This is a genomic window from Bradyrhizobium sp. WSM4874, assembly GCF_055811835.1.
On the sequence record NZ_JBVVPR010000032.1, the window covers coordinates 25,550 to 50,036 of the forward strand.

Here is a 24,487-nt window from a genome sequence, read left to right on the forward strand (position 1 = left end):
TCATGGACCAGCAACTCCTCGACCGCCTCGCCATCCGCGACCTCGTCGAGAACTGGGCGGTGTGGCGGGATGCCGGCGATTGGGAGCGCTTTGCCACGGTCTGGCATGAAGAGGGCTGGATGTCCGCCACCTGGTTTCAGGGGCCGGCGCGGGATTTCATGAAGGTGAGCCAGGAGGGGTTCGCCAAGGGCGTGCGCATCCTGCATTTCCTCGGCGGCTGCAATATCGATCTCGAGGGGGCGCGCGCCATCGCGCAGACCAAGATGACCATCTCGCAGCGCGCGCCGGTGCACGACGTGCCCTGCGACGTCGTCTGCACCGGGCGCTTCTACGATTTCCTGGAGAAGCGGCAGGGAAAATGGGGCATCGTCCGCCGCCAGCCGATTTACGAGAAGGACCGGATCGACCCGGTCGACTCGGCCGCGACACTTCAGCTCGACCAGAAAGCCCTTGCCGCGCTGCCGGAAGGCTACCGCCACCTCGCCTACATGCAGGAGCTGATCGGCTACAAGGTCAAGCGCGACATGCCGGGCCTGACCGGGCCTGAGGTCGAGAAGCTCTATGGGGAGGGGCGGGAGTGGCTCGCGGGGAAGGCGAACTGAACTCCAGACAAAAGTAAGGCGCGACTGGCATCACCACAGTCGCGCCCTACGTCGCCGGCTTATGGGGCAGGGGGGAATAGCCGGCTGTTGAGACGACTCCCGTCCGCGAAAGTCGTTCCAGGCGGTTGCGAAATTTTTCGCGCGGACCGTGCCCTTTTCGCACACGGTTAAGTGATCTTAACGACTGAGAACTCTGGGTCCTCTCCTCGCGTTGTTCCCGCGATCGCCATGGGGCGAGGGACCGACAGCCATGTCACAGATTCAAAAGGTATTTTTAGGCGCCGTCGCGATCGCCGCGACGCTTGGCGCCGTCCAAGTCGGCGCCGTCCAAGTCGGCGCCGTGCAGCTGGCCTCGGGCCATGATCTGGCCGACCGCTGGCAGGCGGTCGCTGACAAGCCGGGCTATAACGTCAATCGCTCCAGCAAAGCCGACCGGCTGGCGGACATCAAGCCGGCGGAGGTTCCGACCCGCACCGTGTCGATGCGGCTGAACGATCTGGCCGACACGTCGGTGCTGCTGCGGGTCCCCGCGGTGATCGAGACCGGCAACGCCAAGCCGCCGCCGGTGCTGCTCCCGGACCAGAAGCAGAGCCGCAAAAAGCCGACGATTGCCTGCGAGCCGATGGTCAGCTCCCTGACCGAGGTCGCAAAACTGCTCCAGCCCGGCCGCTGCGTGACCTGATCGGCATTTGCTGCGGACAAATCGCCCTCCGCCCTGAGGGCGATCGCTGACGTCCACTTGATCCCCTGCCCCCTCGCGTTATATCCCGGGTTTCTTCCCCTTTTCGATTGACCGGGTAAACGCATGACGACGTCAGACACGGCTGTGCATACGCAGCCCTTCCAGGCCGAGGTTTCCGAGCTTCTGCACCTGATGGTGCACTCCGTCTATTCCGAGACCGATATCTTCCTGCGCGAGCTCGTCTCCAACGCTTCGGACGCCTGCGACAAGCTGCGCTATGAGGCCATCGCGAGTCCGGCGCTGCTGGGCGAGGGCGACGCGCTCAAGATCCGGATCATTCCGAACAAGACGGCCGGAACGCTTGCGATCGCCGACAACGGCATCGGCATGGAGCGGCAGGAACTGATCGACCACCTCGGCACCATCGCCCGCTCCGGCACCAAGGCTTTCGTGTCGAAGCTCAAGGAGGCCAAGGATGGTCTCGGCCTGATCGGCCAGTTCGGCGTCGGCTTCTATTCCGCCTTCATGGTCGCCGACAGGATCGTCGTGGTCAGCCGCCGCGCCGGCGAGAGCGACGTCTGGACCTGGACGTCCTCGGGCGGCTCGGGCTTCGAGATCGCGCGTGCCAGCGAAGAGGATGCGGCCCGCGTGCAGCGCGGCACCGAGATCGTCCTGCACCTCAAGGACGATGCGAAGAAATATCTCGAAGCTTACGAGATCGAACGTATCGTCGGCGCATATTCCGACAACATCCTCTTCCCCATCGAGCTCGTGCCTGAAGAGGGGGAGCCGCGTCAGATCAATTCTGCGAGCGCGCTGTGGCAGCGCTCGAAATCCGAGCTCACACCGGAAGACTACAAGAAGGCCTATCAGCAGATTGCCTCCGCCTTCGACGATCCTGCGATGACGCTGCATTATCGCGCGGAGGGGCGTTACTCCTACGCCGTGCTGCTGTTCGCGCCTTCGACCAAGCCGTTCGACCTGTTCGAGCCGAACCGCAAGGGGCGCGTCAAGCTGTATGTCCGCCGCGTCTTCATCACCGACGATGCCGATCTGCTGCCGGGCTACCTCCGCTTCATCCGCGGCGTCGTCGACAGCGAGGATCTTCCGCTCAATATCTCCCGCGAGATGCTTCAGAACAATCCGCAGCTCGCGCAGATCCGCAAGGCCGTGGCGACCCGCGTCTTGTCCGAGCTCGAAAGCCTTGCCGAGAAGAATCCGGAGAACTTCGCGAAGATCTGGGAGGCCTTCGGTGCGGTGCTGAAGGAAGGCATCTACGAGGATTTCGAACGCCGCGAAAAGCTGCTCGCGCTGTCGCGTTTCACCACGACCTCGGGCGAGAAGCGCTCGCTCAAGGACGTCATCGCCGATTTCAAGCCGAACCAGACCGAGATCTATTATCTCGTCGGCGACAGCATCGAGCGGCTGAAGTCGAGCCCCCGGCTCGAGGCGGCGACTGCGCGCGGCATCGAAGTGCTGCTGCTGTCCGATCCCGTCGATGCCTTCTGGACCTCGATGCCATCGGAGTTCGACGGCAAGCCGCTGAAGTCGCTGAGCCAGGGCGACCTCAACCTCGACCTGATCCCGCGCGTCGACGAGGCGGACGAGGCGAAGAAGGACGAGCCGGCCGCCGACGAGGCCGCCACCATCGCGGTGATCAAGGCCGCGCTCGGCGAGCGCGTCAGCGACGTCAAGGCATCGACGCGTCTCACCAGCTCCGCCTCCTGCCTCGTCGCCGACAGCCAGGGACCGAGCCGCGAGCTCGAGCGCATCCTGGCCCAGCAGAACCGTGGCATGCGCACCAAGCCGATCCTCGAGATCAACCTGCGCCATCCGCTGGTCACCGCGATCACCAAGGCTCAGGCCGGCTCGAAGGCGGTCGACGACCTCAGCCTGCTCCTGCTCGAACAGGCGCAGATCCTGGATGGCGAACTGCCGGAAGACCCTGCCGCGTTTGCGGCCAGGCTGAATCGGCTGGTGTTGCAGGGGCTCGGCGGGTAGCGGTCGGACCACACTCACCTTGGCGTCATCTGCGCTGAGGAACGGTCGCCTCTGCCGTGGTGTTATGCCATACGAGGTGGCTGGCATCCGGGCTGCCGACATGAACGATTCGAGGATTTCTCCATGCGTTTGCCGATCCTGACCCTCACCGCGATTGCCACGCTGTTCGTGGCGGCAGATGCCAGCGCTCAGACCTACGATCCACGTTATCCGGTGTGCATGCACGTCTACATGCCCGGCGGCTTCGGCGGTGGCGGCGGCGACTATTTCGACTGCTCCTTCACCTCGCTGCCGCAGTGCCGCGCCACGGCCTCGGGCCGCTCGGCAAGCTGCGACGTCAATCCCTACTATGCTTTCGATGAACCGCCGCCGCCGCGCCGGCGCCCTAAGAAGGTGCACTAGCGTTCCGCAATGCGGCTTTCAGGGGAATTTTAATGCGTCGCTCATTCGGCCTGATCGTGACCGTCGGTGCCCTGCTCACGGCCGCGCCGTCGCGTGCACAGACCTTCGATCCGCACTATCCCATCTGCATGCACGTTTATTCCGGTGCGAACAGCGGGGGCGGGGAGTGGTACGATTGCTCCTTCACCTCGCTGCCGCAGTGCCGCGCCACCGCTTCGGGCCGCTCCGCCACCTGCGATCTCAATCCGTATTATCCGTTCAACGCACCGCCGCAGCGCTCGCGCCATCAGCGAGGCGGCTAGCGATGCGCGGATTCAGCGCTTCCGCGTCGCGTGCAGGTGCGGTCGCTACTCCTTCCGGATGCCCGACAACTCCACCACCTTCAGCCAGCGGTCGGTTCCTCGCCGTCAGCATGCCGCCGAACTCGCCTGCATTGCCGTGCAGCGGAATTGCGCCGAGCCCGGCGATGCGGGACTTGATCTCCGCGTCGACAGCGCGGCGTCGATTTCGCGCTTGAGCAGATCGACGATCTCGCGCGGCGTGTCGTGCGGAGCGCCGACACCGTAGAACGAACTCGTCTCGTAGCCGGTGAGCGTGCCCGCGCACGCCGATCCCACCGATTTGGTAAAGGATCGCTAGAGTTAATCGCGCGCTAACCCGGTTTTACCTCGTCTCTTAACACCTGGGCAGGGCGTGCGAGCTAAGCTGCCGGGAACCAGCAGACACGTTCCGAAAGAATGAACGGCATGACAATCGGCGTCATCGAGCAACCGAAAGCCGCGCGCGCACCTTCGGCTTCGAAAATCTGGCTGAAGGCGATCGAGCTCACCGCAACGATCGAGACGTTGCCGGGCCGGCTGTTCGCCGACGTCGTCGATGATTGGGCGCAGCGCCAGCCCGACCGCATTGCGCTGGCCACCGATGACGCGAGCCTCGACTATGAGGGGCTCTCGAAGCGCATCAATCGTTATGCGCGGTGGGCGCGCTCGGCCGGTGTGGCCAAGGGCGACACTGTCGCGCTGATCATGCCGAACGGCATCGATTATGTCGCGGCCTGGCTCGGCATCAGCCGGGTCGGCGGCGTGGTCGCGCTGATCAACACCAAACTCGTAGGCCAGTCGCTCGCGCGTTGCATCGGAGTGGCAAAGCCCGCTCACATCATTGTCGCGCACGAGCTTGCGGAGGCGCTGGACGGCGCGTCGCCGCACCTGAAGACGGAAGCGAAGGTCTGGACCCATGGCGATGCCCGCGGCGAGCGTCCGATCGATGTCGCGCTTGCCGCCCTCGATGACGGGCCGCTTTCGCCGGACGAGCGTGGCGGCGTCACCATCGACGACCGGGCGCTGCTGATTTACACGTCCGGGACGACCGGCCTGCCGAAAGCCGCCAGCATCAGCCACCGCCGCATCCTCAACTGGGGCTTTTGGTTTGCCGGCCTCACCGGCGCGACGCCGCAGGATCGGCTCTACGATTGCCTGCCGCTGTTCCACTCGGTCGGCGGCATCGTCGCGCCGTGCAGCATGCTGGCGGCCGGCGGCTCGGTGGTGATCGCGGATAAATTCTCGGCGTCGAATTTTTGGCCCGACATCGTGCGCCACGACTGCACGTTGTTTCAGTATATCGGCGAGCTCTGCCGCTATCTGCTCAAGGCGCCCCCGTCGGAATACGAGAACCGGCATCGCCTGCGGCTCGTATGCGGCAACGGCCTTCGCGGTGACATCTGGGACGATTTTCAGGCGCGTTTCGCCATTCCGCGCATCCTCGAATTCTACGCGGCGACGGAAGGTAATTTCTCGCTGTTCAACGTCGAAGGCCAGCCCGGCGCGATCGGCCGCGTTCCGCCGCTGCTCGCGCATCGCTTCCCTGCCGGTCTCGTCAAGCTCGACCCCGACAACGGCGCGCCGCTGCGCAATGCAGAGGGATTTTGTATCGCCTGCGCGCGCGGCGAGGCTGGTGAAGCCATAGGCCGCATCGGCACGGCGGATGAGGGCGGCGGTCGCTTCGAGGGTTACACCGAGGCCAGCGAGACCGAAAAGAAGATCCTGCGCGATGTCTTTGCCAAGGGAGATTCCTGGTTCAGAACCGGCGATTTGATGCGGCTCGACGAGAAAGGCTTCTTCCACTTCGTCGACCGCATCGGCGATACCTTTCGCTGGAAGGGCGAGAACGTCGCGACCTCGGAGGTCAATGACGCCGTGCGCGATTTCACCGGCGTGATCGACGCCACCACCTACGGCGTCAGCATCCCCGGCACCGACGGCCGCGCCGGCATGAGCGCGATCGTGGTCAACGAGGGCTTCGTCCTCGAGGGGCTGCCCGCCCATCTCGCACAGCGCCTGCCGGCCTATGCTCACCCTGTCTTCATACGCATCTCACGCGAGCTCGATGCGACCGAGACGTTCAAGCAGAAGAAGGCCGAGCTCGCGCGCGAGGGATTTGATCCCCGCGCGGTCTCCGATCCTCTGTTCATGCTGGACCCGAAGGCCGGCACCTATGTCGCGCTGGACGCGGAGGCCTATACGCGAATCAACGAGGGTACGATCCGGCTCTAGCCGCGCGAAAATTCGGAGATAGGTCCAATTTTATCCGAATTGTCCAAGAAGCCATTTACTTCTGTCGGGTAAACAAGCGGCCAAGGGAGGCGGTCATCAAGAACCGCCGCAACACGAACGACAACAGAAGCGAGCCAGCCATGTCGGTACGGTCTAAGGTCATTGAAGCGATCCAGCAGATCGCCAAGGAGCAGCACGTCGCGCTTCCCGCACTCTCGGACGACCTGTCCCTGCACGAGACGGGCTTCGACTCGCTCGCCTTCGCCATCCTGGTGGCGCGCCTCGAGGACGAGACCGGCGTCGACCCCTTCACTATTTCCGAGGACGCAGCGTTCCCCGCCACCGTGGGCGATTTCGTGCGGGCCTACGAAAATGTCCCCGCGTGAGATCTTTGCGCTGCGCGACCATCTCGGCGCGGAGCTGACGGGCCGCACGCTGTCGGACGCGCACGATGTCGTGTCGCTGACGGATATCCTGTCGCAGACGGTCCTGGGTGGCCGCCTGCGCGAGCTGTCCGGCCGCGCGGTGCTGCTGAAATTGTCCGACCAGCTCCGATCGGGCCTTGCCATGATCGAGCTCGACGGTATTGCCCGTCGCATGCTGCTGTGTCCGCCCGATCTCAACCCCGCGCATCTCGATGCGCTGATGGCGGATGCCGGGATCGATGCCGTCGTCACCGACGAGCCCGATCGCTGCGCCGAGACCGGCGTGCCGCTGGTCGTCACCGCACAACTGCCGCCTCAGGCCACCGCACCAGCCAGGACCGAACGCGCCACGGAATGGCTGATGCTCACTTCGGGCACGTCGGGCGTGCCGAAAATCGTCGGCCATACGCTGGAAGCACTCACCGGCGCCATCGTCGCCGAAGGCCCGGCGCGCGGACCCGCGCCGGTATGGGCGACGTTCTACGACATCCGCCGCTATGGCGGCCTGCAGATATTCCTCCGCGCCGTCCTGTCGGGCGGTTCGATGGTGCTGTCCGATCCGCATGAGGCGCTCGGCGATCACGTCACGCGACTGAACGCGCGCGGCGTCTCCCACATCTCCGGTACGCCCTCGCACTGGCGCAAGCTGTTGATGAGCGGCTCGGCCGCGCAGTTCGCGCCGCGCTATGTCCGCCTCTCCGGCGAGATCGCCGACCAGGCGGTGCTGGACGGCCTAAAGGCGGCGTTCCCGAATTCCTCCGTCGGCCATGCCTATGCATCCACCGAAGCCGGTGTCGGCTTTGCCGTCAATGACGGGCTGGAAGGCTTTCCGGCCGACTATCTCGGCAACCGTAACGGCGTCGAGATGAAGGTCGTCGACGGCTCGCTCCGCATCCGTTCGACGGGCACCGCGCACGCCTATATCGGGCGCGACGCGGCTGCACTCACCGATACAGACGGGTATGTCGACAGCGGCGACATCGTCGAATTGCGCGGCGACCGCTACTATTTCGTCGGCCGCCGCGGCGGCATCATCAATATCGGTGGGCTGAAGGTTCACCCCGAAGAGATCGAGGCGGTGATCAATCGACATCCCGGCGTGCGGATGTCGCGGGCGAAGTCACGCAAGAGCCCGATCACCGGCGGCATCGTCGTCGCCGACGTGATCCTCGCCGACGGCACCGATCCGGCGCGCGCGAAAGAGATCCGCGACCAGATCCTGGATCAGTGCCGCGCGCAGCTCGCGTCCCACAAGGTGCCGGCGGTGATCCGCTTCGTCGAAGCGCTCGACGTCACCCCGGCCGGCAAACTGGCGCGCACCGATGCATAATGTCCTCGTCACCGGCGGCAGCCGCGGCATCGGCCTTGCGATCGGCCAGCGGCTCGTCGATGCCGGCTATAACGTGATCGCGGCGGCGCGGCGCGAGAGCGACGAGCTAAAGGCAGCGATTGCCGGGTCGGGGGGGCGCCTGCATTTCCGCGCCTGCGACCTCGCCGTCATCGACGCGATCCCCGCTTATGCAAAGCTCGTGCGCGACGAATTCGGCCCGATCTACGGCCTCGTCAACAATGCCGGCCTCGGCACCGAAGGCCTGCTCGCGACCATGCACAATTCCGAGATCGAGGCGCTGGTGCAGCTCAACGTGCTGTCGCCGATCATTCTCACCAAATATGTCGTGCGCCAGATGATGGCCGATGGCGCCGGCCGTATCATCAACATCTCCTCGATCATCGCGACGACAGGCTATAACGGCCTCTCCGTCTACGGTGCGACCAAGGCTGCCGCCACCGGCTTCACCCGCTCGCTCGCGCGCGAGGTCGGCAAGCTCGGCATCACCGTGAACGCGATCGCGCCCGGTTTCATCGACACCGAGCTGACGCACAATCTCTCCGACGATAGCCGCAAGCGCATCGCCGGCCGCAGCGCGCTGCGCCGCCTGCCGGAGACCGACGACGTCGCGCGCATGGTGGAATATCTGCTGGGGGAGGGCGGCCGCAATGTGACGGGGACCGTGTTCACGGTCGACGCGGGCAACACGGCGTAGGCGGAACTCCACCGCCACAATTGCATTGATCCGGCGCAATGACATCATCCGGATTTGGTCGTAAGATGCCGCGCAATCGATTGGCTTACGTCAATCGATCTGCCCTAATCGATAGGGAGCAGTCCATGACCGCTTCGAACCCGGGCAAGGCGTCGGCAAAGCGCGCACAGCAAAGCGACGTTCACGGCCAGCCCGTTCACTGCGAGCCGATGTCTCATCAGAATTCCGGTGATCACGGTTACGAAATGTATCCGCAGAAATTTGTGCGTCTGGTCGGCTGCCACGACGTACCCTCATCTGCGCTGCGCAAGCGTCAGGACGAGAAGCTGCACTAGACATTCAGGTCCGGTGCTTCGGCAGGTCAATCCGTTCGTGTGAGAACTCCGGCGGGCCGTCGGTCAGGCGGCGGATCCGGCGCTCGCGTTCGTCTTCAGACAGGGCAGGATCGAGCAGTCCCTCGAGTTCATGCACCGCAAGCTCTTCGATCCTGGTGGCATCCGAAGCGAGCGGGTGCCCTGGCGGGAGTGCCGGGGGCGCGACCTTCAGGCCCAGCTCGACCAGCGTGCGGATGGCATCTGAGCGCGACAGGTGATGGGTTTCGGCCCAATGATCGACGGCCGCGGTCAGGCTTTCCGGCATCTTCACCGCGCTGATCGGATCACGCCCGGTGCGCCGGCTTACCGGAGCGATGGGGTCCTTCCTGTCGGAGTCGGACACGTCGATGTTCCCGCGCTACCATGTCAGATCATCGAGACTAGACGCCATTTGCGCGCAGCTGTTTGATGCCGATCAATGACCTTGTGTGGCATTGCAGCGCGCCCTCATCTTGTTGTCCGGGTCTATTTCGGCCAATGGTTGCAAGGGCGCGCCCCGGCGAACCCGAATCGATTCTTCTACGTATGTCTCTTTGGACGTGCGTCCCAACGATCCGGGATCATCCGATGACATCAGCGTTCTATAGCGGCATTCCGGTCTTTCGCGGCTTCACCAGCCTGATGGACCCCGCTTTGTATTCGCCGCTGCCCGACGACTGGAGCGTCGGCGTTGCCGACATCGTGGATTCCACCAAGGCTATCGCGGCGCAGCGCTACAAGGCGGTGAACATGGCCGGTGCCGCCGTGATCGCGGCGGTGACGAACGCATTGGAGGGACGCGAATTTCCCTTCGTGTTCGGCGGCGACGGCGCGAGTTTCGCGGTCGCGCCGGGTGATCTCAACCGCGCGCACGAAGCGCTGGCCGCGACCGCGACCTGGGTGCGGGAGGATCTCGATCTGACGATGCGTGTCGCGCTGGTGCCGGTCAGGGCTATCCGCGCTCAGGGCCTCGACGTGCGCGTCGCGCGCTTCGGTCCATCGGCCAATTTGTCCTATGCGATGTTCTCCGGTGGCGGGCTCGCCTGGGCTGATGCGGCGATGAAGCGCGGTGAGTTCGCGGTCGCGGAAGCGCCCGCGGGCACGCAGCCCGATCTCTCCGGCCTGTCCTGCCGTTTCGAAGTGATGCCGGCCGCGCGCGGCCTCATCTTGTCGGTGCTGGTGATGCCGGCTCTGGGCGCCGACCCGCGGGTCTTCCGCAAGGTGATCGAGGACGTCATCCATCTCGTCGAGCGCAGCCCGGACGCCGGTCGGCCCGTGCCGCCGCAAGGGCCGCCGCTGACATGGCCGCCGCAGGGACTGGAATATGAGGCGCGCACCATGCGCGGGGGTCCGCTGCTCGCACGCCGCGCCCGGGTGCTGGCCTACACGCTTTTCGTCTATCTGATCATGCGCTTCGATCTCAAGGTCGGCGGCTTCGTGCCGAAGGTCTATACGCGGCAGGTCGTGGAGAACTCCGACTTCCGAAAATATGACGACGGCCTGCGCATGATCCTCGACTGTACGCCGGAGCTCGAGCGCGCCCTCAGCGATCGTCTCGCGACTGCCGCGCGCGACGGCATCGTGCGCTACGGTCTCCACCAGCAGGACGCCGCGATGATGACCTGCTTTACCCCATCGCCGCTGCGCAGCGACCACGTCCATTTCATCGACGGCGCGCGGGGTGGCTACGCCTCGGCTGCGACGGCGCTGAAGGCGATGATGGCGTGAAGCGCTAGCGCCCCGCGCGCGTCCAGGTCTCGCCGCCGCAGAGCGCGCCAACGCAGCCTTCGACCCGCAGCGAATCCGCTGATGTCACCGTCACGCTGCTCGCATAGGTGCTGCCGTCGTCGGCATTGTAGATCTGGCCCGACCATTTGTTCGGCCCTGAAGGCTGCATGCCGCTGAACAATGGCAAGCCGATCATCGGGCGCCTGGCGAGGGCGGGATTGGGATTCTTGCTGTCGGTGGCAGGCAGGCCGGTCGCGGTGTCGTGGGGTTCACGCAGCCAGACGACGTTGCCGCAGATGTCGCCGCCGCATTTGCTGATCTTGACGCGGGCATCGCCGGCCTGGGTCAGCCAGGTCCCGTCGACGCTCTGCGCATGGGCGGCAGTCGCTCCAAGGAGCGCAGCCAGAAGGACGATGAGAGCAGCGAATCTTGAAGTCATGGAGAGAGCCCCGAAATGGAGCGCCTCCATAGCAGCCCAGCAGGATAGTGCAACGCTGGATGGAATCACATTCCTGCGTTTATTTGCCTGCGTGTAACCTGCGCTCATTTGCCCCAGCGCACCAAGGCGACCGAGCCTGCGGTCGAAAGCCCGAACACCGCCATGGCGCCGCCGACCAGCGCGAACAGGGTCCAGGCTGGAGCCTGTGCCATCATGAGGGTGCCTCCGCCGATCGCGACGATCAGTAGCCGCGCGGTGGAGGCGAGCACGGGACCGCCGACGCGCGCCGCGCCTTGCGAGGAGAAATACAGCGACACGCCCATGCCGAAGAACACGAAGGTCGGGCCTGCCCAGTGGAAATAGCTGTGCGCGGCGGCAGCAACGCCGGGATCCCTGGTGAAGAGCGAGACCCACAGTGACGGATCGAGCGCGATGACGAGCCCGATCAGGCCGACTGTGATTCCCGAGGCCGCGGCCGCGGTCCAGGCCACGCGACGCGCGCGTTTCACCTGTCCGGCGCCCATCGCCATGCCGACCATCGGCACCGATGCGATACCGAAGGCGAAGGTGATCGGGATCAGCAAGAATTCCAGCCGCGAGCCGATGCCGTAGCCGGCCAGCATCTCGGTGCCGAAGGTCGCCAGGATCTTGGTGAAGATCAAAATGGTAAGCACGGTCTGGAGCGGCGACAGGCAGGCGACCGCGCCGACCTTGAGGATGTCGAAGAACAACGCGCGATCGAAATGGAAGGCGCGGAAATCCAGCGGCAGCCGGCTGCGGCCGGACCAGAGATACCAGAGGAAAAAGATCGCAGCACAGGTGAACGCGATCAACTGCCCGGCAGCGACACCTGGCATGCCGAATTGCGGCACACCGAACAGGCCGAGCCCCAGCGTGCCGCCGAGCGCGATCTGGAGCACGCTCGTCCCGATCAGCGCCATCGAGGGCAGACGCATGTCGCCCGTGCCGCGGATCACCGAGGCCAGCGTGTTGACGAGCCAGATCGCGACCGCGCCGGAGAACAGCATTTGCGAATAGCCGCTGGCTTCCTCGAGCACGCGCTCGCGCCCGCCCAGCAGCGTGAAGAACGAGCGGCCGAAGACGAGCATCGTCACCGTGAAGAAAAGCCCGCCGCAGAGGCCGATGATGGCGGCATGCAGCGCCAGCGTCGCCGCACGGTTCCGGTCGCCTGCGCCGAGCGCACGGCTGATCGCAGACGAGACGCCACCGCCCATCGCGCCAGCGCTCATCATCTGGGTCAGCATGGCGAACGGAAACACCAGCGCGATCGCTGCCAGCGGGATGGTGCCGAGCCGGCCGATATAGGAGGTCTCGGCGATCGCAACCAGCGTGCTGCCGACCATCGCGATCATGTTGGGGATCGCGAGCCGCAGCAGCGTCGGCAGGATCGGTGCCGTCAGCAAGCTGGCGATGGGGGAGGTGACCGGGGCAGGCGGCGGCACGGCGTCTATGGAGGCGTCGATCGTCATGTGTCACCGCGCGGAATATTGGATGATGCTCGACATACTATATAGCGTGGAGCGCCGGCACCAGCCTCGCTTCACGCAGGGCTCACCAGGGCAGGCCGCAGAGGTCGATGGTGCCCAGCGTCGGCGCGCTGACGATATTGCAGACATAGGGCGCCATGTAGGTGAAGCGGATCCGCCCCTCCGGCTGCTCGCAATAGACCTCGCCCTTGAAGGGGAGCCAGCTGCGGCCCTGGTAGAACGCCACATTATGCGGTTCGCAGAACAGCAGCGCGAAGCGGACCGCCTCGTTGGCGCGCATGGTATGCACTGCGGCGTCGATCGCCATGGTCGCATAGCCGCGGCCGCGCCGGTCCTCCCGCGTGCAGACGCCGCCGATGCCGCCGATGTGAACCTTCTGCCCGTTCCAGGTGACGGTGCGGAAGTAGATGCCGACATGGCAGACGAGACCATCCTCGGGCGTCTCGATCAGCACGCGCAAATCGGCATTGGCCCATTTGACGTGAGCCCAGGGCTGCTTGCCGACGATATCAGGTCCGAAGACCGCCTGATGCAGCGGCTCCGCCATCCGCCACGAGGCGTCGCCGTTCAAAATGTCGATCTCGATGCTCATCGCTCGCTCTTTCGCATCTCCGCGCCGTCGGTGCGTTTCGTTCTGCCATAAGCACCTCAAAGGCAATGATATTTTGCGGCCCGGCTGAAACGCCCCACATCCTTGCGACGATTTTATGCAATCCGGCCAAGCCGCCGCGCCAGCGTTTTGGAAAATTCGCGGTATTTAACGGCCACGGAACCTTCTATAAGGGGTGACCGTTAAGTCTCGTTCCCCCATCAGTCGCGGACAACACCCATGACCTTTACGCTGCCCCCACTCCCCTACGCCTATGACGCCCTCGGGCAATTCATGTCGAAGGAAACGCTCGAATTCCACCACGACAAGCATCATCAGGCCTATGTCACCAACGGCAATAACGCGCTCAAGGGCACCGAATGGGAAGGCAAGTCCCTTGAGGAGATCGTCAAGGGCTCGTTCGGCAAGAACCCCGCGGTGTTCAACAATGCCGGCCAGCACTACAACCACATCCATTTCTGGAGCTGGATGAAGCCCAATGGCGGCGGCACCAAACTGCCGGGCAAGATCGAGAAGAAGATCAACGAGGACCTCGGCGGCTTCGAGAAGTTCAAGACGGACTTCCAGGCGGCCGGCGTCGGCCAGTTCGGCTCCGGCTGGTGCTGGCTCCAGGTCAAGAACGGCAAGCTCGAGATTTCCAAGACCCCGAACGGCGAGAATCCGCTGGTGCACGGCGCCACCCCGATCCTCGGCTGCGACGTCTGGGAGCACTCCTACTACATCGACTATCGCAACCGCCGTCCCGACTATCTGAAGGCGTTTGTCGAGAACCTCGTGAACTGGGAATACGTCGAGTCCCTGTTCGACAAGGCCTGAGGCTTCACTCCGTCATTCCGGGACGATGCGCATCATCGAACTATGGTGCGGGCTCCCGCACCAGAGAATCTCGAGATTCCGGCTTCGGCTTTGCCGCCCCGGAATGACATAAACGAAAAGGCGGTCGCAGGCGCGGCCGCCTTTTTGCTGTGCGGAATTCGCACTTCACCTCGCATGGCCCTGCGCGAGGTGCGCATCGCTCAAGTCATCGTACTGTTTGCATCGCATCTGCGGCGCCCTTAATCAGGACGGGCATCACCCTCGAGCCGAACGCGCCCGTTGTCAGAACCCTCCCCGAAAGACACCGCGCCCGCCGAGGACGCGGATTCCGAGCCGCGGCCGGGTCGCGTGCGCAAGCCGATCGGCTGGTCGACCATCATCATTGCAGCGCTGGTGGCGGTGAGCGCGGGTTTGGTCTGGCGGCGTGACGGCAGCGACGGTGTTCTCGAAATACTGACCCACGATCTCTCGCTGTTCGGCGGCATCCTGCCGCGCGTGCTGGCCGGTTGCCTGCTCGGCGCGTTCATCTCCGAGATCCTGCCGCACGAAAAAGTCTCGCGCGCGCTCGGGCCGAATTCGGGCCTGAAAGGCCTTCTGATCGGCACCGCCTTCGGCGCGATCCTGCCCGGCGGTCCCTTCACCGCCTATCCCGTGGCGAGTGCGCTGCTGGCGGTCGGCGCCGATTTCGGTGCCACCATCGCCATGGTCGTGAGCTGGACCTTGATCGGCTATGGCCGGGCGGTGGCTTGGGAAATCCCGATCATGGGCACCGACTTCACGCTGTGGCGCATCGTCATCTCGCTGCCGCTGCCGGTGCTCGCAGGCGCGCTCGGCCGCTTCGTCTATGTCCGGCTTTATCCGAAGCCGGCCATCAAGGACGACGAGACGTGAGCGCCGCGCTTCTGATCGACATCCTGTTGTGGGGCTCGGTATTCGGCGTGGGCTTGATCGCCTTTCGCCGCGGCCCAACGGTGTTCAAGGCCTCGCTGCGCGAAGGCTCGATGGATTTCATCAACATCGTGCCGCGGATCGCGCTGGGGGTGATCGGCTCCGGCTACATCGCCGCCATCATCCCGCAGGAGGTGATCAGCGGCTGGCTCGGCCCGGACAGCGGCTGGCTCGGGGTCGCGACCGCCGTGGTCGCGGGGGCCGCGACGCCCGGCGGCCCGGTGATCGGGTTCTCCATCGGTACGGTAGCGCTGAAATCGGGCGGCGGGGTGCCTCAAGTGGTCGCCTATGTCGTTGCCTGGGCGCTGTTTGCCTTCCAACGGGTGATTTTGTGGGAAATTCCGTTCATGCCGGCCCGTTTCGTCTGGTTCCGCTGTGCGGTTTCGGTGCCGTTCCCGTTCGTCGCCGCCGCCATCGCCATGGTGATTGGCAGGCCCTGAGCCCAGCGTGGACACGGGTAATGTTATAATATAACGTTTTCGGTATGGTTCCCGCCGCGTCCCAAGCCCATCATCACGACCACGCTCATGGCCATTTCAATGACCACGGGCATTCGCACGGACACGATCACATCCACGCACACGTCCACGCACACGTCCACGCCGCGGCCTCTCCGCATCCGGCTCAGGCGGCGCACTGGTCGATCCTGCGCATGACGATGGCCGCCCGCCTCGCGGCCGCGCTCGCGGTCTGCGCCGTGCTCTGGGCCGTGGTTTTCCTGGCGATGAGGTGACCATGGCGGCGCTGCATTTTCACAACGTCACGCTCGGCTATGACCGCCATCCGGCCGTGCACCACCTCAACGGGGAGGTCGCCCCGGGCGCGCTGTTGGCCGTGATCGGCCCGAACGGCGCCGGCAAGTCGACGCTGCTGCGTGGCATCGTCGGCATCCTCAAGCCGCTCGACGGCAGCATCCATCTCGGCGGGCTCGACAGCCGCGATATCGCCTATCTGCCGCAGAGTGCGGAGATCGACCGCAGCTTCCCGATCTCGGTGCTGGACTTCGTTGCCACCGGGCTGTGGCGTGGGACCGGCCTGTTCGGCGGCATCGGCAAGGCGGCGCGCGAAAACATCCTCCGCGCGATCGCTTCCGTCGGCCTCAACGGCTTCGAAAACCGTCCGATCGGCACACTCTCGGGCGGCCAGATGCAGCGCGTGCTGTTTGCGCGCGTGCTGCTCCAGGACGCGCGGCTGATCGTGCTGGACGAGCCCTTCAACGCCATAGACAGCAAGACCACGGCCGATCTGCTGGCACTGGTGAAGCACTGGCACGGCGAGGGCCGCACCGTGCTCGCCGCGCTGCACGACATGGAAATGGTGCGCACCCATTTCAGCGAGACGCTGGTGCTGGCGCGCGGCCCTGTGGCGTGGGGCCCGACGGCGGAAGTGCTGACGCCGGAAAACCTGATGGTCGCGATGCGGATGTGCGAAGCCTTCGACGACAGCGCCGCCGCCTGCTCGGCCGATGATGCCCGCTCACGGGCGGCTTGATATCCGATGCTCTATGACGCGCTGATCGGCCCGTTCACCGAATTCGAGTTCATGCGACGTGCGCTGGCGGCCGTGATCGCGCTCTCGCTCGCGGGTGCGCCGATCGGCGTGTTCCTGATGTTGCGACGGATGAGCCTGGTCGGCGACGCCATGGCGCATGCAATCCTTCCCGGCGCCGCTGTCGGTTTCCTGCTTTCCGGTCTCAATCTGTTCGCGATGACGGCCGGCGGCCTAATCGCAGGTTTTGCCGTCGCAATCCTCGCAGGCCTCGTCGCGCGCTCGACCGGGCTGAAGGAGGACGCCTCGCTCGCGACCTTCTATCTGGCATCGCTGGCGCTGGGGGTGACCATCGTCTCGATCAAGGGCACCAATATCGACCTGCTGCACGTGCTGTTCGGCAATATTCTGGCGATGGACGACCAGACGCTGCTGGTCGTCGCTTTCAACGCCACGGTGACGCTGCTGGTGCTCGCAGTGATCTACCGTCCGCTGGTGATCGAGAGCGTCGATCCCTTGTTCTTGCGCACCGTGAGCCGGGCTGGCGGGCCTGCGCATCTCGCTTTCCTCGCGCTGGTCGTGATCAACCTCGTCAACGGCTTTCAGGCGCTCGGCACGCTGCTCGCGGTCGGCCTGATGATCCTGCCGGCCGGCATCGCGCGGTTCTGGTCGCGCGATCTTACCGTCATGATCTGCATCGCGGTCGTCGCTGCCGCCGTCTCCGGCTATGCAGGTCTCGTGCTGTCGTTCCAGACCCGTGTGCCGTCGGGCCCTGCGATCATTCTGGTGGCGAGCGCGCTCTACACCGTCTCCGTCCTGTTCGGCCGGGTCGGCGGCGTCGTCAGGCAGCTGTTTCCCGGCCGGCATCTGGAAGCGTGACAGCGATGCGGCGCATCCTGCTTTGTGTGCTCTTGCTCATCGCCTCGCCCTTGCACGCCGCGGAGCAGCTGAAGGTCGTCGCGAGTTTCTCGATCCTCGCCGACTTCGTCCGCAATGTCGGCGGCGACCGGATCAATCTGACGACGCTGGTCGGGGCCGACAGCGACGTCCACGTCTACACGCCCGCGCCCAGCGATGCGAAGCGGATCGCGGACGCAAAGCTCGTCGTTGTGAACGGACTTGGTCTCGAGGGTTGGCTGCCGCGCCTCGTGCAGTCCTCGGGCAGCAAGGCGCATGTGGTCACCGCGAGCGCCGGCATCGCACCGCTCAAGCTCGGCTCTGCCGCCGACCCGCATGGCTGGCAGTCCGTCCTCAACGCGAAGGTCTACGTCACCGACATCGCGAATGCGCTGGCCGCGGCCGACCCTGACGACGCGAAGTTCTTCCGCGCCCAGGCCAAGGTCTATCTGGAAAAGCTCGAAACGCTCGACCGCGAGGTCCGCGAAGCCGTGGCCAAAATCCCGCAGGAGCGGCGCAAGGTAATCTCGACCCATGACGCCTTCGGCTATTTCGCCGCTGAATACGGCGTCCAGTTCATCGCGCCCTTGGGCGTCTCCACGGAAACCGAGCCCAGCGCGCGGGACATCGCCACCATCATCGGCCAGATCAAGGCCCAGAAAATCCCAGCCGTGTTCCTGGAAAATATCAGCGACGACCGGCTGATCCGGCGGATCGCGGCGGAGACCGGCTCAAAAGTCGGCGGGACCCTGATTTCGGACGGTTTGACCGGCGAAAAGGGGCCTGCACCCACTTACATTGATATGGTCAGGCACAATATAAAGACCCTGACCAGCGCGCTTGACCATTAGGGCAGGGGCCACCCCGCCTCGCGTCGCGCGAAAAGCCCGAAGTCCGGAGTTGTTATGTCTGAAGTGACCGCCCCAAAAATTCCCGTGACCGTCCTGACCGGCTATCTCGGCGCCGGCAAGACCACGCTGTTGAACCGCATCCTGTCGGAAAACCATGGCAAGAAGTACGCCGTCATCGTCAACGAATTCGGCGAGATCGGCATCGACAACGACCTCATCATCGGGGCCGATGAGGAAGTGTTCGAGATGAACAACGGCTGCATCTGCTGCACCGTGCGCGGCGATCTCGTGCGTATCATGGAAGGCCTGATGAAGCGCAAGGGCAAGTTCGACGCCATCATCGTCGAGACTACCGGTCTTGCCGATCCGGCACCGGTCGCCCAGACCTTCTTCGTCGACGAGGACGTGCAGAAGAACGCGCGCCTCGACGCGGTGGTCACGGTTGCGGACGCCAAATGGCTGTCCGATCGCCTCAAGGACGCGCCCGAGGCCAAGAACCAGATCGCCTTTGCCGACGTCATCGTGCTGAACAAGACCGATCTCGTCACCAAGGGTGAGCTTGCCGAGGTCGAGGCCCGCATCCGCGCTATCAACCCCTATGCGAAGCTGCACCGCACCGAGCGCTGCTCGGTGGCTTTGGCCGACGTGCTCGACCGCGGCGCCTTCGACCTCGACCGCATCCTCGACATCGAGCCGGACTTCCTGAATGCCGACGATCATGTCCACGACCACGATCATCACCATCATGGCCACGACCATCACCACGATCATGATCACGGCCACGGCCTGAAGCACTATCACGACGAGGACATGCAGTCGCTGTCGCTCAAAACCGACAAGCCGCTCGATCCGAACGTGTTCATGCCCTGGCTCCAGAATCTGGTGCAGGTGGAGGGCGGCAAGATCCTGCGCTCCAAGGGCATTCTCGCCTTCCACGACGATGATGACCGCTACGTCTTTCAGGGCGTGCACATGATGCTGGAGGGCAACCACCAGCGAAAGTGGAAGGACGGCGAGCCGCGCGAGAGCCGCCTCGTCTTCATCGGCCGCGAATTGCCGCAAGAGCTCATTCGCCAGGGCTTCGAGAGCTGCATCGTCTCGTGATGAAAGAGTTTACGCCGGACCCCGATTCCGCCTCGATCGTCTCCGTCACCGAGCGCGTCAAGCCGCTCGCGCTCGGGATGGTTGTGACCTCCGTGCATTTCCTTGGCAGCCGCGCCGCCTTCGTCGGCGGCGAGGAGAATGTCGCGTTCGTGGATGGCCAGGGCGAGATCAGCAAGGTCGCCGTGCACAGCGGCGGCATTCTGTCGGCGGCCTCCGACGGCAAGCGCCTCGTGATGGGCGGCGACGATGGAAAAGTCGTGTCGCTCGACGCCAAGGGCGAAGTGACGCTGCTTGCGACTGACCCGAAGCGGCGTTGGATCGATGCGGTGGCGCTGCATCCGGATGGGGCCTACGCCTGGTCGGCCGGCAAGACCGCCTTCTTCAAGAGCGGCAAGAGCGAGGAGAAGTCGCTCGATGTGCCCTCGACCGTCGGCGGCCTCGCGTTTGCGCCGAAGGGCCAGCGTCTCGCGATCGCCCATTACAACGGCGCGACGCTGTGGTTTCCCAACATGGCGGGATCGGCCGAATTCCTGCCTTGGGCCGGCTCGCATCTCGGCGTCACCTTCAGCCCGGACAACAAATTCCTGGTCACCACGATGCACGAATCGGCGCTGCACGGCTGGCGGCTTGCCGACAACAGGCACATGCGCATGACCGGCTATCCCGGCCGCGTTCGCTCGATGTCGTGGAGCGCGGGCGGCAAGGCGCTGGCGACCTCGGGCGCCGACACGGTCATCCTGTGGCCGTTCGCCAGCAAGGACGGCCCGATGGGCAAGGAGCCCGCGATGCTTGCGCCGCTCCAGGCGCGCGTGTCGGTCGTTGCCTGCCATCCCAGGAACGACATCTCCGCCGCCGGCTATAGCGACGGCACCGTCCTGATGGTGCGTCTGGAGGACGGTGCCGAGATCCTTGTCCGCCGCAATGGCACCCCGCCGGTGGCCGCGCTCGCCTGGAACGCCAAGGGGACGCTGCTGGCGTTCGCCGACGAAAATGGGGACGGCGGCCTGCTGGAGCTTTAATCTGTCATCGTTCCGACCGTAGATGGGGCCATGCGGTTTCTGACGACCTTCCAGATCGCTGATTTTGCGGACACGCTGGTCAGCCTGTTCACGGCCTTCGTGCTGGGCACGCTGATCGGCGCTGAGCGGCAATATCGTCAGCGCACCGCGGGCCTGCGTACCAACGTGCTGGTCGCGGTCGGCGCCGCCGCTTTCGTCGATCTCGCCATGCACCTGGCCGGCGCCGACGGCGCGGTGCGGGTGATCTCCTACGTCGTCTCGGGCATCGGCTTTCTCGGCGCCGGCGTCATCATGAAGCAGGGCATGGACGTGCGCGGGCTCAATACCGCGGCGACGCTGTGGGCTTCGGCCGCGGTCGGCTCCTGCGCCGGCGCAGACATGGTCGCGCAGGCCGCGGCGCTGACGGTGTTCGTGATTGCCGGCAACACCATGCTGCGGCCGCTGGTCAACGCCATCAACCGCATTCCGCTGAACGAGAAGACCTCCGAGGCGACCTACTACTTCAAGCTCGCGGTCGCACCGGACGCCTTGCCCGACATGCGTGACCGGCTGGTCGAGAAGCTTGAGAGCGCAAAATATCTGGTGGCCGACATCGAAATGGTCGAAACTGGGGACGATCTGATCGAGATCGTGGCAAAGCTGGTCGCGACCGCCGTCGATCCGAATGAGCTGAATGCAGTGGCGACTGATCTCCAGCATCTGCCCGGCGTCCGCCACGCCACCTGGGAAGTCAGCACCACGGATTGAGCGTGGCGATTGGCGCGCAGGTGTCGGGTTCCCAACGTCGCAGGCAGGGAACCGTAGCCGGGCGATTTCGTTGATCTCGCGGACAAAGGCGGTGATCGACATGCCCGGCCAATATGACAAGCGCAGACTGAAGCTCGACCTGATGGTTGCCTGCACGCTGTTCGCAGCCGGCGTCGTGGTGTCAGGCCTGTCGCTGGCGCAAATCCGCGCCGAGACCCGGATGCAGACGGCCCAGGCGACGCAACCGCTTCAGGGCACGCCGTCCGACGATCAGAACAAGCCCGCGGAAGCCAAGCCCGGCGGCGACCGGCCGACCACGCCGGCCCCAGAGCCGGCGCGGCCCGATCCGCAGACGCAAGGCGCCGCCGGCGCGGCAAAACCAGCATTGCCGCCAGCGCCAGCCGAGAAGATCGCGCCGCCGATCGAGAGGAAGTAGGTCCCCTGTCATTCCGGGGCGCGCGTAGCGCGACCCCGGAATCCATTTGTCAGCGGATTCTGTCGCCTGATGGATTCCGGGCTAGCGCCAAGTGGCGCGCCCCGGAATGACGAGCGGAGAGTTGGGTGACGGCTCTCAACGCACCAGAACGTTCCGGAACTGCCAGGCATCGCTCGTGTCGATATCCTCCGGAAACAGCCCCGGACGATCCGTCAGCGGCGTCCAGTCGGTGTAAAAACCCTTCACCGGGCCGAGATAGGGCAGCTGGATCTCCAGCAGGCGATCGAAATCCATCTCGTCGGCTTCGACAATGCCTTCGTTCGGGTTTTCCAGTGCCCACACCATGCCGCCGAGCACGGCGGAGGTCACCTGCAGGCCGGTGGCGTTCTGATAGGGCGCGAGCTTGCGGGTCTCTTCGATGGAGAGCTGCGAGCCGTACCAGTAGGCATTGTTGTCATGGCCGAACAGCAGCACGCCGAGTTCGTCGATGCCGTCGACGATCTCGTTCTCGTCGAGGATGTGATGCTTCTCCTGCATCTTCGCGGCGCGGCCGAACATTTCATGCAGCGACAGCACGGCGTCATCAGCGGGATGATAGGCGTAGTGGCAGGTCGGCCGGTAGACCGCGGTGCCCGATGCATCGCGCACCGTGAAGTAATCGGCGATCGAGATCGACTCGTTGTGGGTGACGAGGAAGCCATACTGCGCGCCGCGGGTCGGGCACCAGGTGCGCACGCGCGTGTTGGCGCCGGGCTGCATCAGATAGATGGCAGCGCCGCAGCCGGCTTCGTGAGTCCGCGCATTCTCGGGCATCCATTTTTCGTGGGTGCCCCAGCCGAGTTCTGATGGCTGCACGCCTTCCGACAGGAAACCTTCCACCGACCAGGTGTTGACGAAGACATCCGGCTCTTTCGGCTTCTTGGAGCGCTGGGTGTCGCGTTCAGCGATGTGGATGCCCTTGATGCCGGCCTGTCGCATCAAGTCCGCCCATTCGGCTTTGGTCTTCGGCTTGGGGGCATTGAGCTTCAGGTCGGCGGCGACGTTGAGCAGCGCCTGCTTGACGAAAAACGAGACCATGCCGGGATTGGCGCCGCAGCAGGAGACGGCCGTCGTCGAGCCCGCGGGGCGCGCCTTCTTGGCGGCCAGCGTCGCTTCGCGAAGAGCGTAGTTGGAGCGGGCTTCCGGGCCCTTCGACGAATCGAAATAGAAGCCGAGCCAGGGCTCGTTGACGGTGTCGATATAGAGAGCGCCGAGCTCGTTGCAGAGCTCCATGATGTCGGTGGAGCCGGTATCGACCGAGAGATTGACGCAAAAGCCCTGGCCGCCGCCTTCGGTGAGCAGCGGGGTCAGCAGCTCCCGATAATTGTCCCTGGTCACTGCCTTCTGGATGAAGCGCACATTGTGCTTCTCGCAATGCGCCTTGCGACCCTCGTCCTTGGGATCGATCACGGTGATCCGCGACTTGTCGTAGTCGAGATGCCGCTCGATCAGCGGCAACGTGCCTTTGCCGATGGAGCCGAAGCCGACCATGACGATGGGACCGGTAATCTTCGCGTAGATCTGCGAGGCGGGGCTCATGGGATGGTTTCTCCGGAACGTGCTGGCGGCAAAGGGTGGGTGGATCAGGCGCTGCGGCGCTTGGCGGTGACTTCGATCTCGACCTTCATCTCGGGCTTGGCGAGGGCGCTGACGACCAGCAAGGTCGCGGCCGGCCTGATGTTGCCGAGAACCTCGCCGCAGACGGCGAAATGGGCATCGATGGTGCTGGCGTCGGTGACGTAGTAGGTCGCACGGACGATATCGGCCATCTCGAAACCGCCCTCCTTCAGGGCAGCTTCGATGGTCTTGAAGCAGTTGCGTGACTGGCTCGTGACATCGGCCGGCATCGTCATCGTGGTGTAGTCGTAGCCGGTGGTGCCCGCGACGAAGGCGAACTCGCCGTCGATCACGGCGCGGCTGTAGCCGGCGGTCTTCTCGAACGGGGAGCCGGTGGAAATCAGGCGGCGGGATATGGTCGTGGCCTCGACTGAAGAGGAATTCGTGGGGTTTACGGGCAATTTGCCGGCCTGCGCAACCCCAAAGGAATGGAGCTTAACGCAGGCCCAGCCGGGCGTTGCCGCTTAACGCGGCTCGGTCGTCGCCATCATGGCGATCTCTTACGCCGCGTGCGCCTGGAGGGCGCGAACTACCCTCCGTTTGGGCAAGGCTGCGCCGGTCGGGACAATCATCCCGGCGGCGTCATCCAGTGCGTCGGCATGGAATTCGATCGCCAGCAGGCGGTCGCGCTCGAACGGGCCGGGCAGCGACAGCTCGCCGGTCTTCTCAGGCGAGAAGCCGAAGCGGGCGTAATAAGGGGCATCACCGAGCAGGATCACGGCGGCATGCCCGCGCGCCCGGGCGGCAGCCAGCGCTTGTTGCATCAGCGCGGCGCCGATCCCGAGCTCGCGGCAGGCAGGGTCCACCGCCAGCGGTCCGAGGACCAGAGCGGGCCTGCCTCCGGCGCTGACGTGCCACAGCCGCACGGTTCCCACGAGCTTCCCCTCGCGCATCGCGGCCAGCGCAAGGCCGGCGGCGGGTGCGCGTCCGTCGCGCAGGCGCTGACAGGTGCGGCCATGGCGGTTCTCGCCAAAGGACGCATCGAGCAGCGCTTCACGCATCGCAACGTCGCCAGCACGCTCCGCACGGATCGCGAACGGAGCGGCTTTCGAGGTGGGTTCAACCTGTGTCTTCCGAAGAGCAGTCATGGCGCGTCAGTCCCCGCTTGAAACCGACGTGCGCAAAGCACGCCGGTCCAAGGCGTCGTCAGAAATCGAAATGTCAGGGAGGGAGCCGGC

The 24,487-nt window shown here is 64.9% G+C and carries 30 protein-coding genes; 22 read left to right on the forward strand and 8 right to left on the reverse strand.

The window, feature by feature from the left end:
- The first annotated feature begins 2 nt into the window (after nucleotides 1–2).
- From AC0L3P_RS27400 to AC0L3P_RS27420, 5 genes are all read left to right on the forward strand, one after another.
- Nucleotides 3–602 (forward strand): nuclear transport factor 2 family protein, encoded by a 600-nt coding sequence (locus AC0L3P_RS27400; RefSeq protein WP_473306730.1) that lies wholly within the window; start codon nucleotides 3–5, stop codon nucleotides 600–602.
- Nucleotides 603–852: 250 nt separating this feature from the next.
- Nucleotides 853–1,284 (forward strand): hypothetical protein, encoded by a 432-nt coding sequence (locus tag AC0L3P_RS27405; RefSeq protein ID WP_473306733.1) that lies wholly within the window; start codon nucleotides 853–855, stop codon nucleotides 1,282–1,284.
- 123 nt (nucleotides 1,285–1,407) lie between these two features.
- Nucleotides 1,408–3,285, forward strand: coding sequence for a molecular chaperone HtpG (gene htpG / locus AC0L3P_RS27410; protein ID WP_473306738.1), 1,878 nt, complete (start codon nucleotides 1,408–1,410; stop codon nucleotides 3,283–3,285).
- A gap of 123 nt (nucleotides 3,286–3,408) precedes the next feature.
- Nucleotides 3,409–3,687 (forward strand): DUF3551 domain-containing protein, encoded by a 279-nt coding sequence (locus AC0L3P_RS27415; RefSeq protein ID WP_354208343.1) that lies wholly within the window; start codon nucleotides 3,409–3,411, stop codon nucleotides 3,685–3,687.
- A gap of 32 nt (nucleotides 3,688–3,719) precedes the next feature.
- Nucleotides 3,720–3,989, forward strand: coding sequence for a DUF3551 domain-containing protein (locus AC0L3P_RS27420; RefSeq protein ID WP_354208342.1), 270 nt, complete (start codon nucleotides 3,720–3,722; stop codon nucleotides 3,987–3,989).
- A gap of 105 nt (nucleotides 3,990–4,094) precedes the next feature.
- Here the strand turns inward: AC0L3P_RS27420 and AC0L3P_RS27425 are convergent, their stop codons facing one another.
- On the reverse strand, nucleotides 4,095–4,304 hold the full coding sequence (locus AC0L3P_RS27425; RefSeq protein WP_354208341.1) for a hypothetical protein: 210 nt from the start codon (nucleotides 4,302–4,304) through the stop codon (nucleotides 4,095–4,097).
- Between the two features lie 120 nt (nucleotides 4,305–4,424).
- Here AC0L3P_RS27425 and AC0L3P_RS27430 point away from each other — a divergent pair, with 120 nt between their 5' ends.
- The 5 genes from AC0L3P_RS27430 (at nucleotide 4,425) to AC0L3P_RS27450 (ending at nucleotide 9,044) form a co-directional block, all read left to right on the forward strand.
- Nucleotides 4,425–6,239: a long-chain-acyl-CoA synthetase gene (locus tag AC0L3P_RS27430; protein WP_473306746.1), complete on the forward strand. Its 1,815-nt coding sequence runs from the start codon at nucleotides 4,425–4,427 to the stop codon at nucleotides 6,237–6,239.
- Nucleotides 6,240–6,379: 140 nt separating this feature from the next.
- Entirely contained in the window at nucleotides 6,380–6,625 is a 246-nt protein-coding gene (locus AC0L3P_RS27435; RefSeq protein ID WP_007597226.1) for an acyl carrier protein, read from the forward strand.
- Nucleotides 6,612–7,994 (forward strand): class I adenylate-forming enzyme family protein, encoded by a 1,383-nt coding sequence (locus AC0L3P_RS27440; protein WP_473306749.1) that lies wholly within the window; start codon nucleotides 6,612–6,614, stop codon nucleotides 7,992–7,994. Before AC0L3P_RS27435 ends, AC0L3P_RS27440 begins: the two co-directional genes overlap by 14 nt.
- Nucleotides 7,987–8,709, forward strand: coding sequence for an SDR family NAD(P)-dependent oxidoreductase (locus AC0L3P_RS27445; protein ID WP_354061241.1), 723 nt, complete (start codon nucleotides 7,987–7,989; stop codon nucleotides 8,707–8,709). Before AC0L3P_RS27440 ends, AC0L3P_RS27445 begins: the two co-directional genes overlap by 8 nt.
- A gap of 125 nt (nucleotides 8,710–8,834) precedes the next feature.
- Nucleotides 8,835–9,044, forward strand: coding sequence for a hypothetical protein (locus AC0L3P_RS27450; RefSeq protein WP_354061243.1), 210 nt, complete (start codon nucleotides 8,835–8,837; stop codon nucleotides 9,042–9,044).
- A 4-nt stretch (nucleotides 9,045–9,048) separates the two neighbouring features.
- Here the strand turns inward: AC0L3P_RS27450 and AC0L3P_RS27455 are convergent, their stop codons facing one another.
- Nucleotides 9,049–9,426 (reverse strand): ribbon-helix-helix domain-containing protein, encoded by a 378-nt coding sequence (locus tag AC0L3P_RS27455; protein ID WP_275170979.1) that lies wholly within the window; start codon nucleotides 9,424–9,426, stop codon nucleotides 9,049–9,051.
- Between the two features lie 224 nt (nucleotides 9,427–9,650).
- Here AC0L3P_RS27455 and AC0L3P_RS27460 point away from each other — a divergent pair, with 224 nt between their 5' ends.
- Nucleotides 9,651–10,790: a DUF3095 domain-containing protein gene (locus AC0L3P_RS27460; RefSeq protein WP_473306755.1), complete on the forward strand. Its 1,140-nt coding sequence runs from the start codon at nucleotides 9,651–9,653 to the stop codon at nucleotides 10,788–10,790.
- 4 nt (nucleotides 10,791–10,794) lie between these two features.
- Here AC0L3P_RS27460 and AC0L3P_RS27465 read toward each other — a convergent pair whose 3' ends face one another.
- From AC0L3P_RS27465 to AC0L3P_RS27475, 3 genes are all read right to left on the reverse strand, one after another.
- Nucleotides 10,795–11,229, reverse strand: coding sequence for a DUF2147 domain-containing protein (locus tag AC0L3P_RS27465; RefSeq protein WP_354061249.1), 435 nt, complete (start codon nucleotides 11,227–11,229; stop codon nucleotides 10,795–10,797).
- Nucleotides 11,230–11,333: 104 nt separating this feature from the next.
- Nucleotides 11,334–12,719 carry an MATE family efflux transporter gene (locus AC0L3P_RS27470; protein ID WP_354061251.1) on the reverse strand — a complete coding sequence of 462 codons (1,386 nt, stop codon included), beginning with the start codon at nucleotides 12,717–12,719 and terminating at the stop codon, nucleotides 11,334–11,336.
- Nucleotides 12,720–12,801: 82 nt separating this feature from the next.
- A complete protein-coding gene (locus AC0L3P_RS27475; RefSeq protein ID WP_473306760.1) occupies nucleotides 12,802–13,329 on the reverse strand; it encodes a GNAT family N-acetyltransferase in 528 nt (175 codons plus the stop codon).
- Nucleotides 13,330–13,566: 237 nt separating this feature from the next.
- Here AC0L3P_RS27475 and AC0L3P_RS27480 point away from each other — a divergent pair, with 237 nt between their 5' ends.
- The 11 genes from AC0L3P_RS27480 to AC0L3P_RS27530 all read left to right on the forward strand — a co-directional run bounded on the left by AC0L3P_RS27480 (nucleotide 13,567) and on the right by AC0L3P_RS27530 (nucleotide 21,653).
- A complete protein-coding gene (locus AC0L3P_RS27480; RefSeq protein ID WP_007597204.1) occupies nucleotides 13,567–14,163 on the forward strand; it encodes a superoxide dismutase in 597 nt (198 codons plus the stop codon).
- Between the two features lie 279 nt (nucleotides 14,164–14,442).
- Nucleotides 14,443–15,054: a permease gene (locus AC0L3P_RS27485; protein WP_473306762.1), complete on the forward strand. Its 612-nt coding sequence runs from the start codon at nucleotides 14,443–14,445 to the stop codon at nucleotides 15,052–15,054.
- Entirely contained in the window at nucleotides 15,051–15,551 is a 501-nt protein-coding gene (locus AC0L3P_RS27490) for a hypothetical protein (RefSeq protein ID WP_473306764.1), read from the forward strand. The genes AC0L3P_RS27485 and AC0L3P_RS27490 overlap by 4 nt, the downstream gene beginning before the upstream one ends.
- A 44-nt stretch (nucleotides 15,552–15,595) precedes the next feature.
- Nucleotides 15,596–15,844 carry a hypothetical protein gene (locus AC0L3P_RS27495; protein WP_473306766.1) on the forward strand — a complete coding sequence of 83 codons (249 nt, stop codon included), beginning with the start codon at nucleotides 15,596–15,598 and terminating at the stop codon, nucleotides 15,842–15,844.
- Nucleotides 15,845–15,846: 2 nt separating this feature from the next.
- Entirely contained in the window at nucleotides 15,847–16,602 is a 756-nt protein-coding gene (locus AC0L3P_RS27500) for a metal ABC transporter ATP-binding protein (RefSeq protein ID WP_354208333.1), read from the forward strand.
- Nucleotides 16,603–16,608: 6 nt separating this feature from the next.
- Nucleotides 16,609–17,478: a metal ABC transporter permease gene (locus tag AC0L3P_RS27505; protein WP_007597190.1), complete on the forward strand. Its 870-nt coding sequence runs from the start codon at nucleotides 16,609–16,611 to the stop codon at nucleotides 17,476–17,478.
- A 5-nt stretch (nucleotides 17,479–17,483) separates the two neighbouring features.
- Entirely contained in the window at nucleotides 17,484–18,347 is an 864-nt protein-coding gene (locus tag AC0L3P_RS27510) for a metal ABC transporter solute-binding protein, Zn/Mn family (RefSeq protein WP_354208332.1), read from the forward strand.
- A gap of 54 nt (nucleotides 18,348–18,401) precedes the next feature.
- Nucleotides 18,402–19,451 carry a CobW family GTP-binding protein gene (locus AC0L3P_RS27515; protein WP_354208331.1) on the forward strand — a complete coding sequence of 350 codons (1,050 nt, stop codon included), beginning with the start codon at nucleotides 18,402–18,404 and terminating at the stop codon, nucleotides 19,449–19,451.
- Nucleotides 19,451–20,470, forward strand: a complete 1,020-nt coding sequence (locus AC0L3P_RS27520) for a WD40 repeat domain-containing protein (protein WP_354208367.1) — start codon at nucleotides 19,451–19,453, stop codon at nucleotides 20,468–20,470. Before AC0L3P_RS27515 ends, AC0L3P_RS27520 begins: the two co-directional genes overlap by 1 nt.
- A gap of 30 nt (nucleotides 20,471–20,500) precedes the next feature.
- Nucleotides 20,501–21,217: an MgtC/SapB family protein gene (locus tag AC0L3P_RS27525; protein WP_275170990.1), complete on the forward strand. Its 717-nt coding sequence runs from the start codon at nucleotides 20,501–20,503 to the stop codon at nucleotides 21,215–21,217.
- 100 nt (nucleotides 21,218–21,317) lie between these two features.
- Nucleotides 21,318–21,653 (forward strand): hypothetical protein, encoded by a 336-nt coding sequence (locus AC0L3P_RS27530; RefSeq protein ID WP_354062005.1) that lies wholly within the window; start codon nucleotides 21,318–21,320, stop codon nucleotides 21,651–21,653.
- 135 nt (nucleotides 21,654–21,788) lie between these two features.
- On the opposite strand, the gene AC0L3P_RS27535 is transcribed toward AC0L3P_RS27530, so the two are convergent.
- The 3 genes from AC0L3P_RS27535 to AC0L3P_RS27545 all read right to left on the reverse strand — a co-directional run bounded on the left by AC0L3P_RS27535 (nucleotide 21,789) and on the right by AC0L3P_RS27545 (nucleotide 24,397).
- Complete coding sequence (locus AC0L3P_RS27535; protein WP_473306772.1) at nucleotides 21,789–23,231, reverse strand: homospermidine synthase; 1,443 nt, start codon at nucleotides 23,229–23,231, stop codon at nucleotides 21,789–21,791.
- 44 nt (nucleotides 23,232–23,275) lie between these two features.
- On the reverse strand, nucleotides 23,276–23,665 hold the full coding sequence (locus AC0L3P_RS27540) for a RidA family protein (RefSeq protein WP_354208329.1): 390 nt from the start codon (nucleotides 23,663–23,665) through the stop codon (nucleotides 23,276–23,278).
- Nucleotides 23,666–23,809: 144 nt separating this feature from the next.
- A complete protein-coding gene (locus tag AC0L3P_RS27545; protein WP_473306776.1) occupies nucleotides 23,810–24,397 on the reverse strand; it encodes a GNAT family N-acetyltransferase in 588 nt (195 codons plus the stop codon).
- Nucleotides 24,398–24,487: the final 90 nt, after the last annotated feature.

What these genes read in the sequence shown, in the direction of transcription:
- AC0L3P_RS27480 (WP_007597204.1), top strand. Translation starts at nt 13,567, where the DNA reads ATGACCTTTACGCTGCCCCCACTCCCCTACGCCTATGACGCCCTCGGG.
- AC0L3P_RS27465 (WP_354061249.1), bottom strand. Translation starts at nt 11,229, where the DNA reads ATGACTTCAAGATTCGCTGCTCTCATCGTCCTTCTGGCTGCGCTCCTT.
- AC0L3P_RS27500 (WP_354208333.1), top strand. Translation starts at nt 15,847, where the DNA reads ATGGCGGCGCTGCATTTTCACAACGTCACGCTCGGCTATGACCGCCAT.
- AC0L3P_RS27545 (WP_473306776.1), bottom strand. Translation starts at nt 24,397, where the DNA reads ATGACTGCTCTTCGGAAGACACAGGTTGAACCCACCTCGAAAGCCGCT.
- AC0L3P_RS27400 (WP_473306730.1), top strand. Translation starts at nt 3, where the DNA reads ATGGACCAGCAACTCCTCGACCGCCTCGCCATCCGCGACCTCGTCGAG.
- AC0L3P_RS27470 (WP_354061251.1), bottom strand. Translation starts at nt 12,719, where the DNA reads ATGACGATCGACGCCTCCATAGACGCCGTGCCGCCGCCTGCCCCGGTC.
- AC0L3P_RS27535 (WP_473306772.1), bottom strand. Translation starts at nt 23,231, where the DNA reads ATGAGCCCCGCCTCGCAGATCTACGCGAAGATTACCGGTCCCATCGTC.
- AC0L3P_RS27415 (WP_354208343.1), top strand. Translation starts at nt 3,409, where the DNA reads ATGCGTTTGCCGATCCTGACCCTCACCGCGATTGCCACGCTGTTCGTG.
- AC0L3P_RS27430 (WP_473306746.1), top strand. Translation starts at nt 4,425, where the DNA reads ATGAACGGCATGACAATCGGCGTCATCGAGCAACCGAAAGCCGCGCGC.
- AC0L3P_RS27525 (WP_275170990.1), top strand. Translation starts at nt 20,501, where the DNA reads ATGCGGTTTCTGACGACCTTCCAGATCGCTGATTTTGCGGACACGCTG.
- AC0L3P_RS27495 (WP_473306766.1), top strand. Translation starts at nt 15,596, where the DNA reads ATGGTTCCCGCCGCGTCCCAAGCCCATCATCACGACCACGCTCATGGC.
- AC0L3P_RS27460 (WP_473306755.1), top strand. Translation starts at nt 9,651, where the DNA reads ATGACATCAGCGTTCTATAGCGGCATTCCGGTCTTTCGCGGCTTCACC.
- AC0L3P_RS27505 (WP_007597190.1), top strand. Translation starts at nt 16,609, where the DNA reads ATGCTCTATGACGCGCTGATCGGCCCGTTCACCGAATTCGAGTTCATG.
- AC0L3P_RS27440 (WP_473306749.1), top strand. Translation starts at nt 6,612, where the DNA reads ATGTCCCCGCGTGAGATCTTTGCGCTGCGCGACCATCTCGGCGCGGAG.
- AC0L3P_RS27520 (WP_354208367.1), top strand. Translation starts at nt 19,451, where the DNA reads ATGAAAGAGTTTACGCCGGACCCCGATTCCGCCTCGATCGTCTCCGTC.
- AC0L3P_RS27510 (WP_354208332.1), top strand. Translation starts at nt 17,484, where the DNA reads ATGCGGCGCATCCTGCTTTGTGTGCTCTTGCTCATCGCCTCGCCCTTG.
- AC0L3P_RS27405 (WP_473306733.1), top strand. Translation starts at nt 853, where the DNA reads ATGTCACAGATTCAAAAGGTATTTTTAGGCGCCGTCGCGATCGCCGCG.
- AC0L3P_RS27450 (WP_354061243.1), top strand. Translation starts at nt 8,835, where the DNA reads ATGACCGCTTCGAACCCGGGCAAGGCGTCGGCAAAGCGCGCACAGCAA.
- AC0L3P_RS27530 (WP_354062005.1), top strand. Translation starts at nt 21,318, where the DNA reads ATGCCCGGCCAATATGACAAGCGCAGACTGAAGCTCGACCTGATGGTT.
- AC0L3P_RS27515 (WP_354208331.1), top strand. Translation starts at nt 18,402, where the DNA reads ATGTCTGAAGTGACCGCCCCAAAAATTCCCGTGACCGTCCTGACCGGC.
- AC0L3P_RS27475 (WP_473306760.1), bottom strand. Translation starts at nt 13,329, where the DNA reads ATGAGCATCGAGATCGACATTTTGAACGGCGACGCCTCGTGGCGGATG.
- AC0L3P_RS27420 (WP_354208342.1), top strand. Translation starts at nt 3,720, where the DNA reads ATGCGTCGCTCATTCGGCCTGATCGTGACCGTCGGTGCCCTGCTCACG.
- AC0L3P_RS27435 (WP_007597226.1), top strand. Translation starts at nt 6,380, where the DNA reads ATGTCGGTACGGTCTAAGGTCATTGAAGCGATCCAGCAGATCGCCAAG.
- htpG (WP_473306738.1), top strand. Translation starts at nt 1,408, where the DNA reads ATGACGACGTCAGACACGGCTGTGCATACGCAGCCCTTCCAGGCCGAG.
- AC0L3P_RS27445 (WP_354061241.1), top strand. Translation starts at nt 7,987, where the DNA reads ATGCATAATGTCCTCGTCACCGGCGGCAGCCGCGGCATCGGCCTTGCG.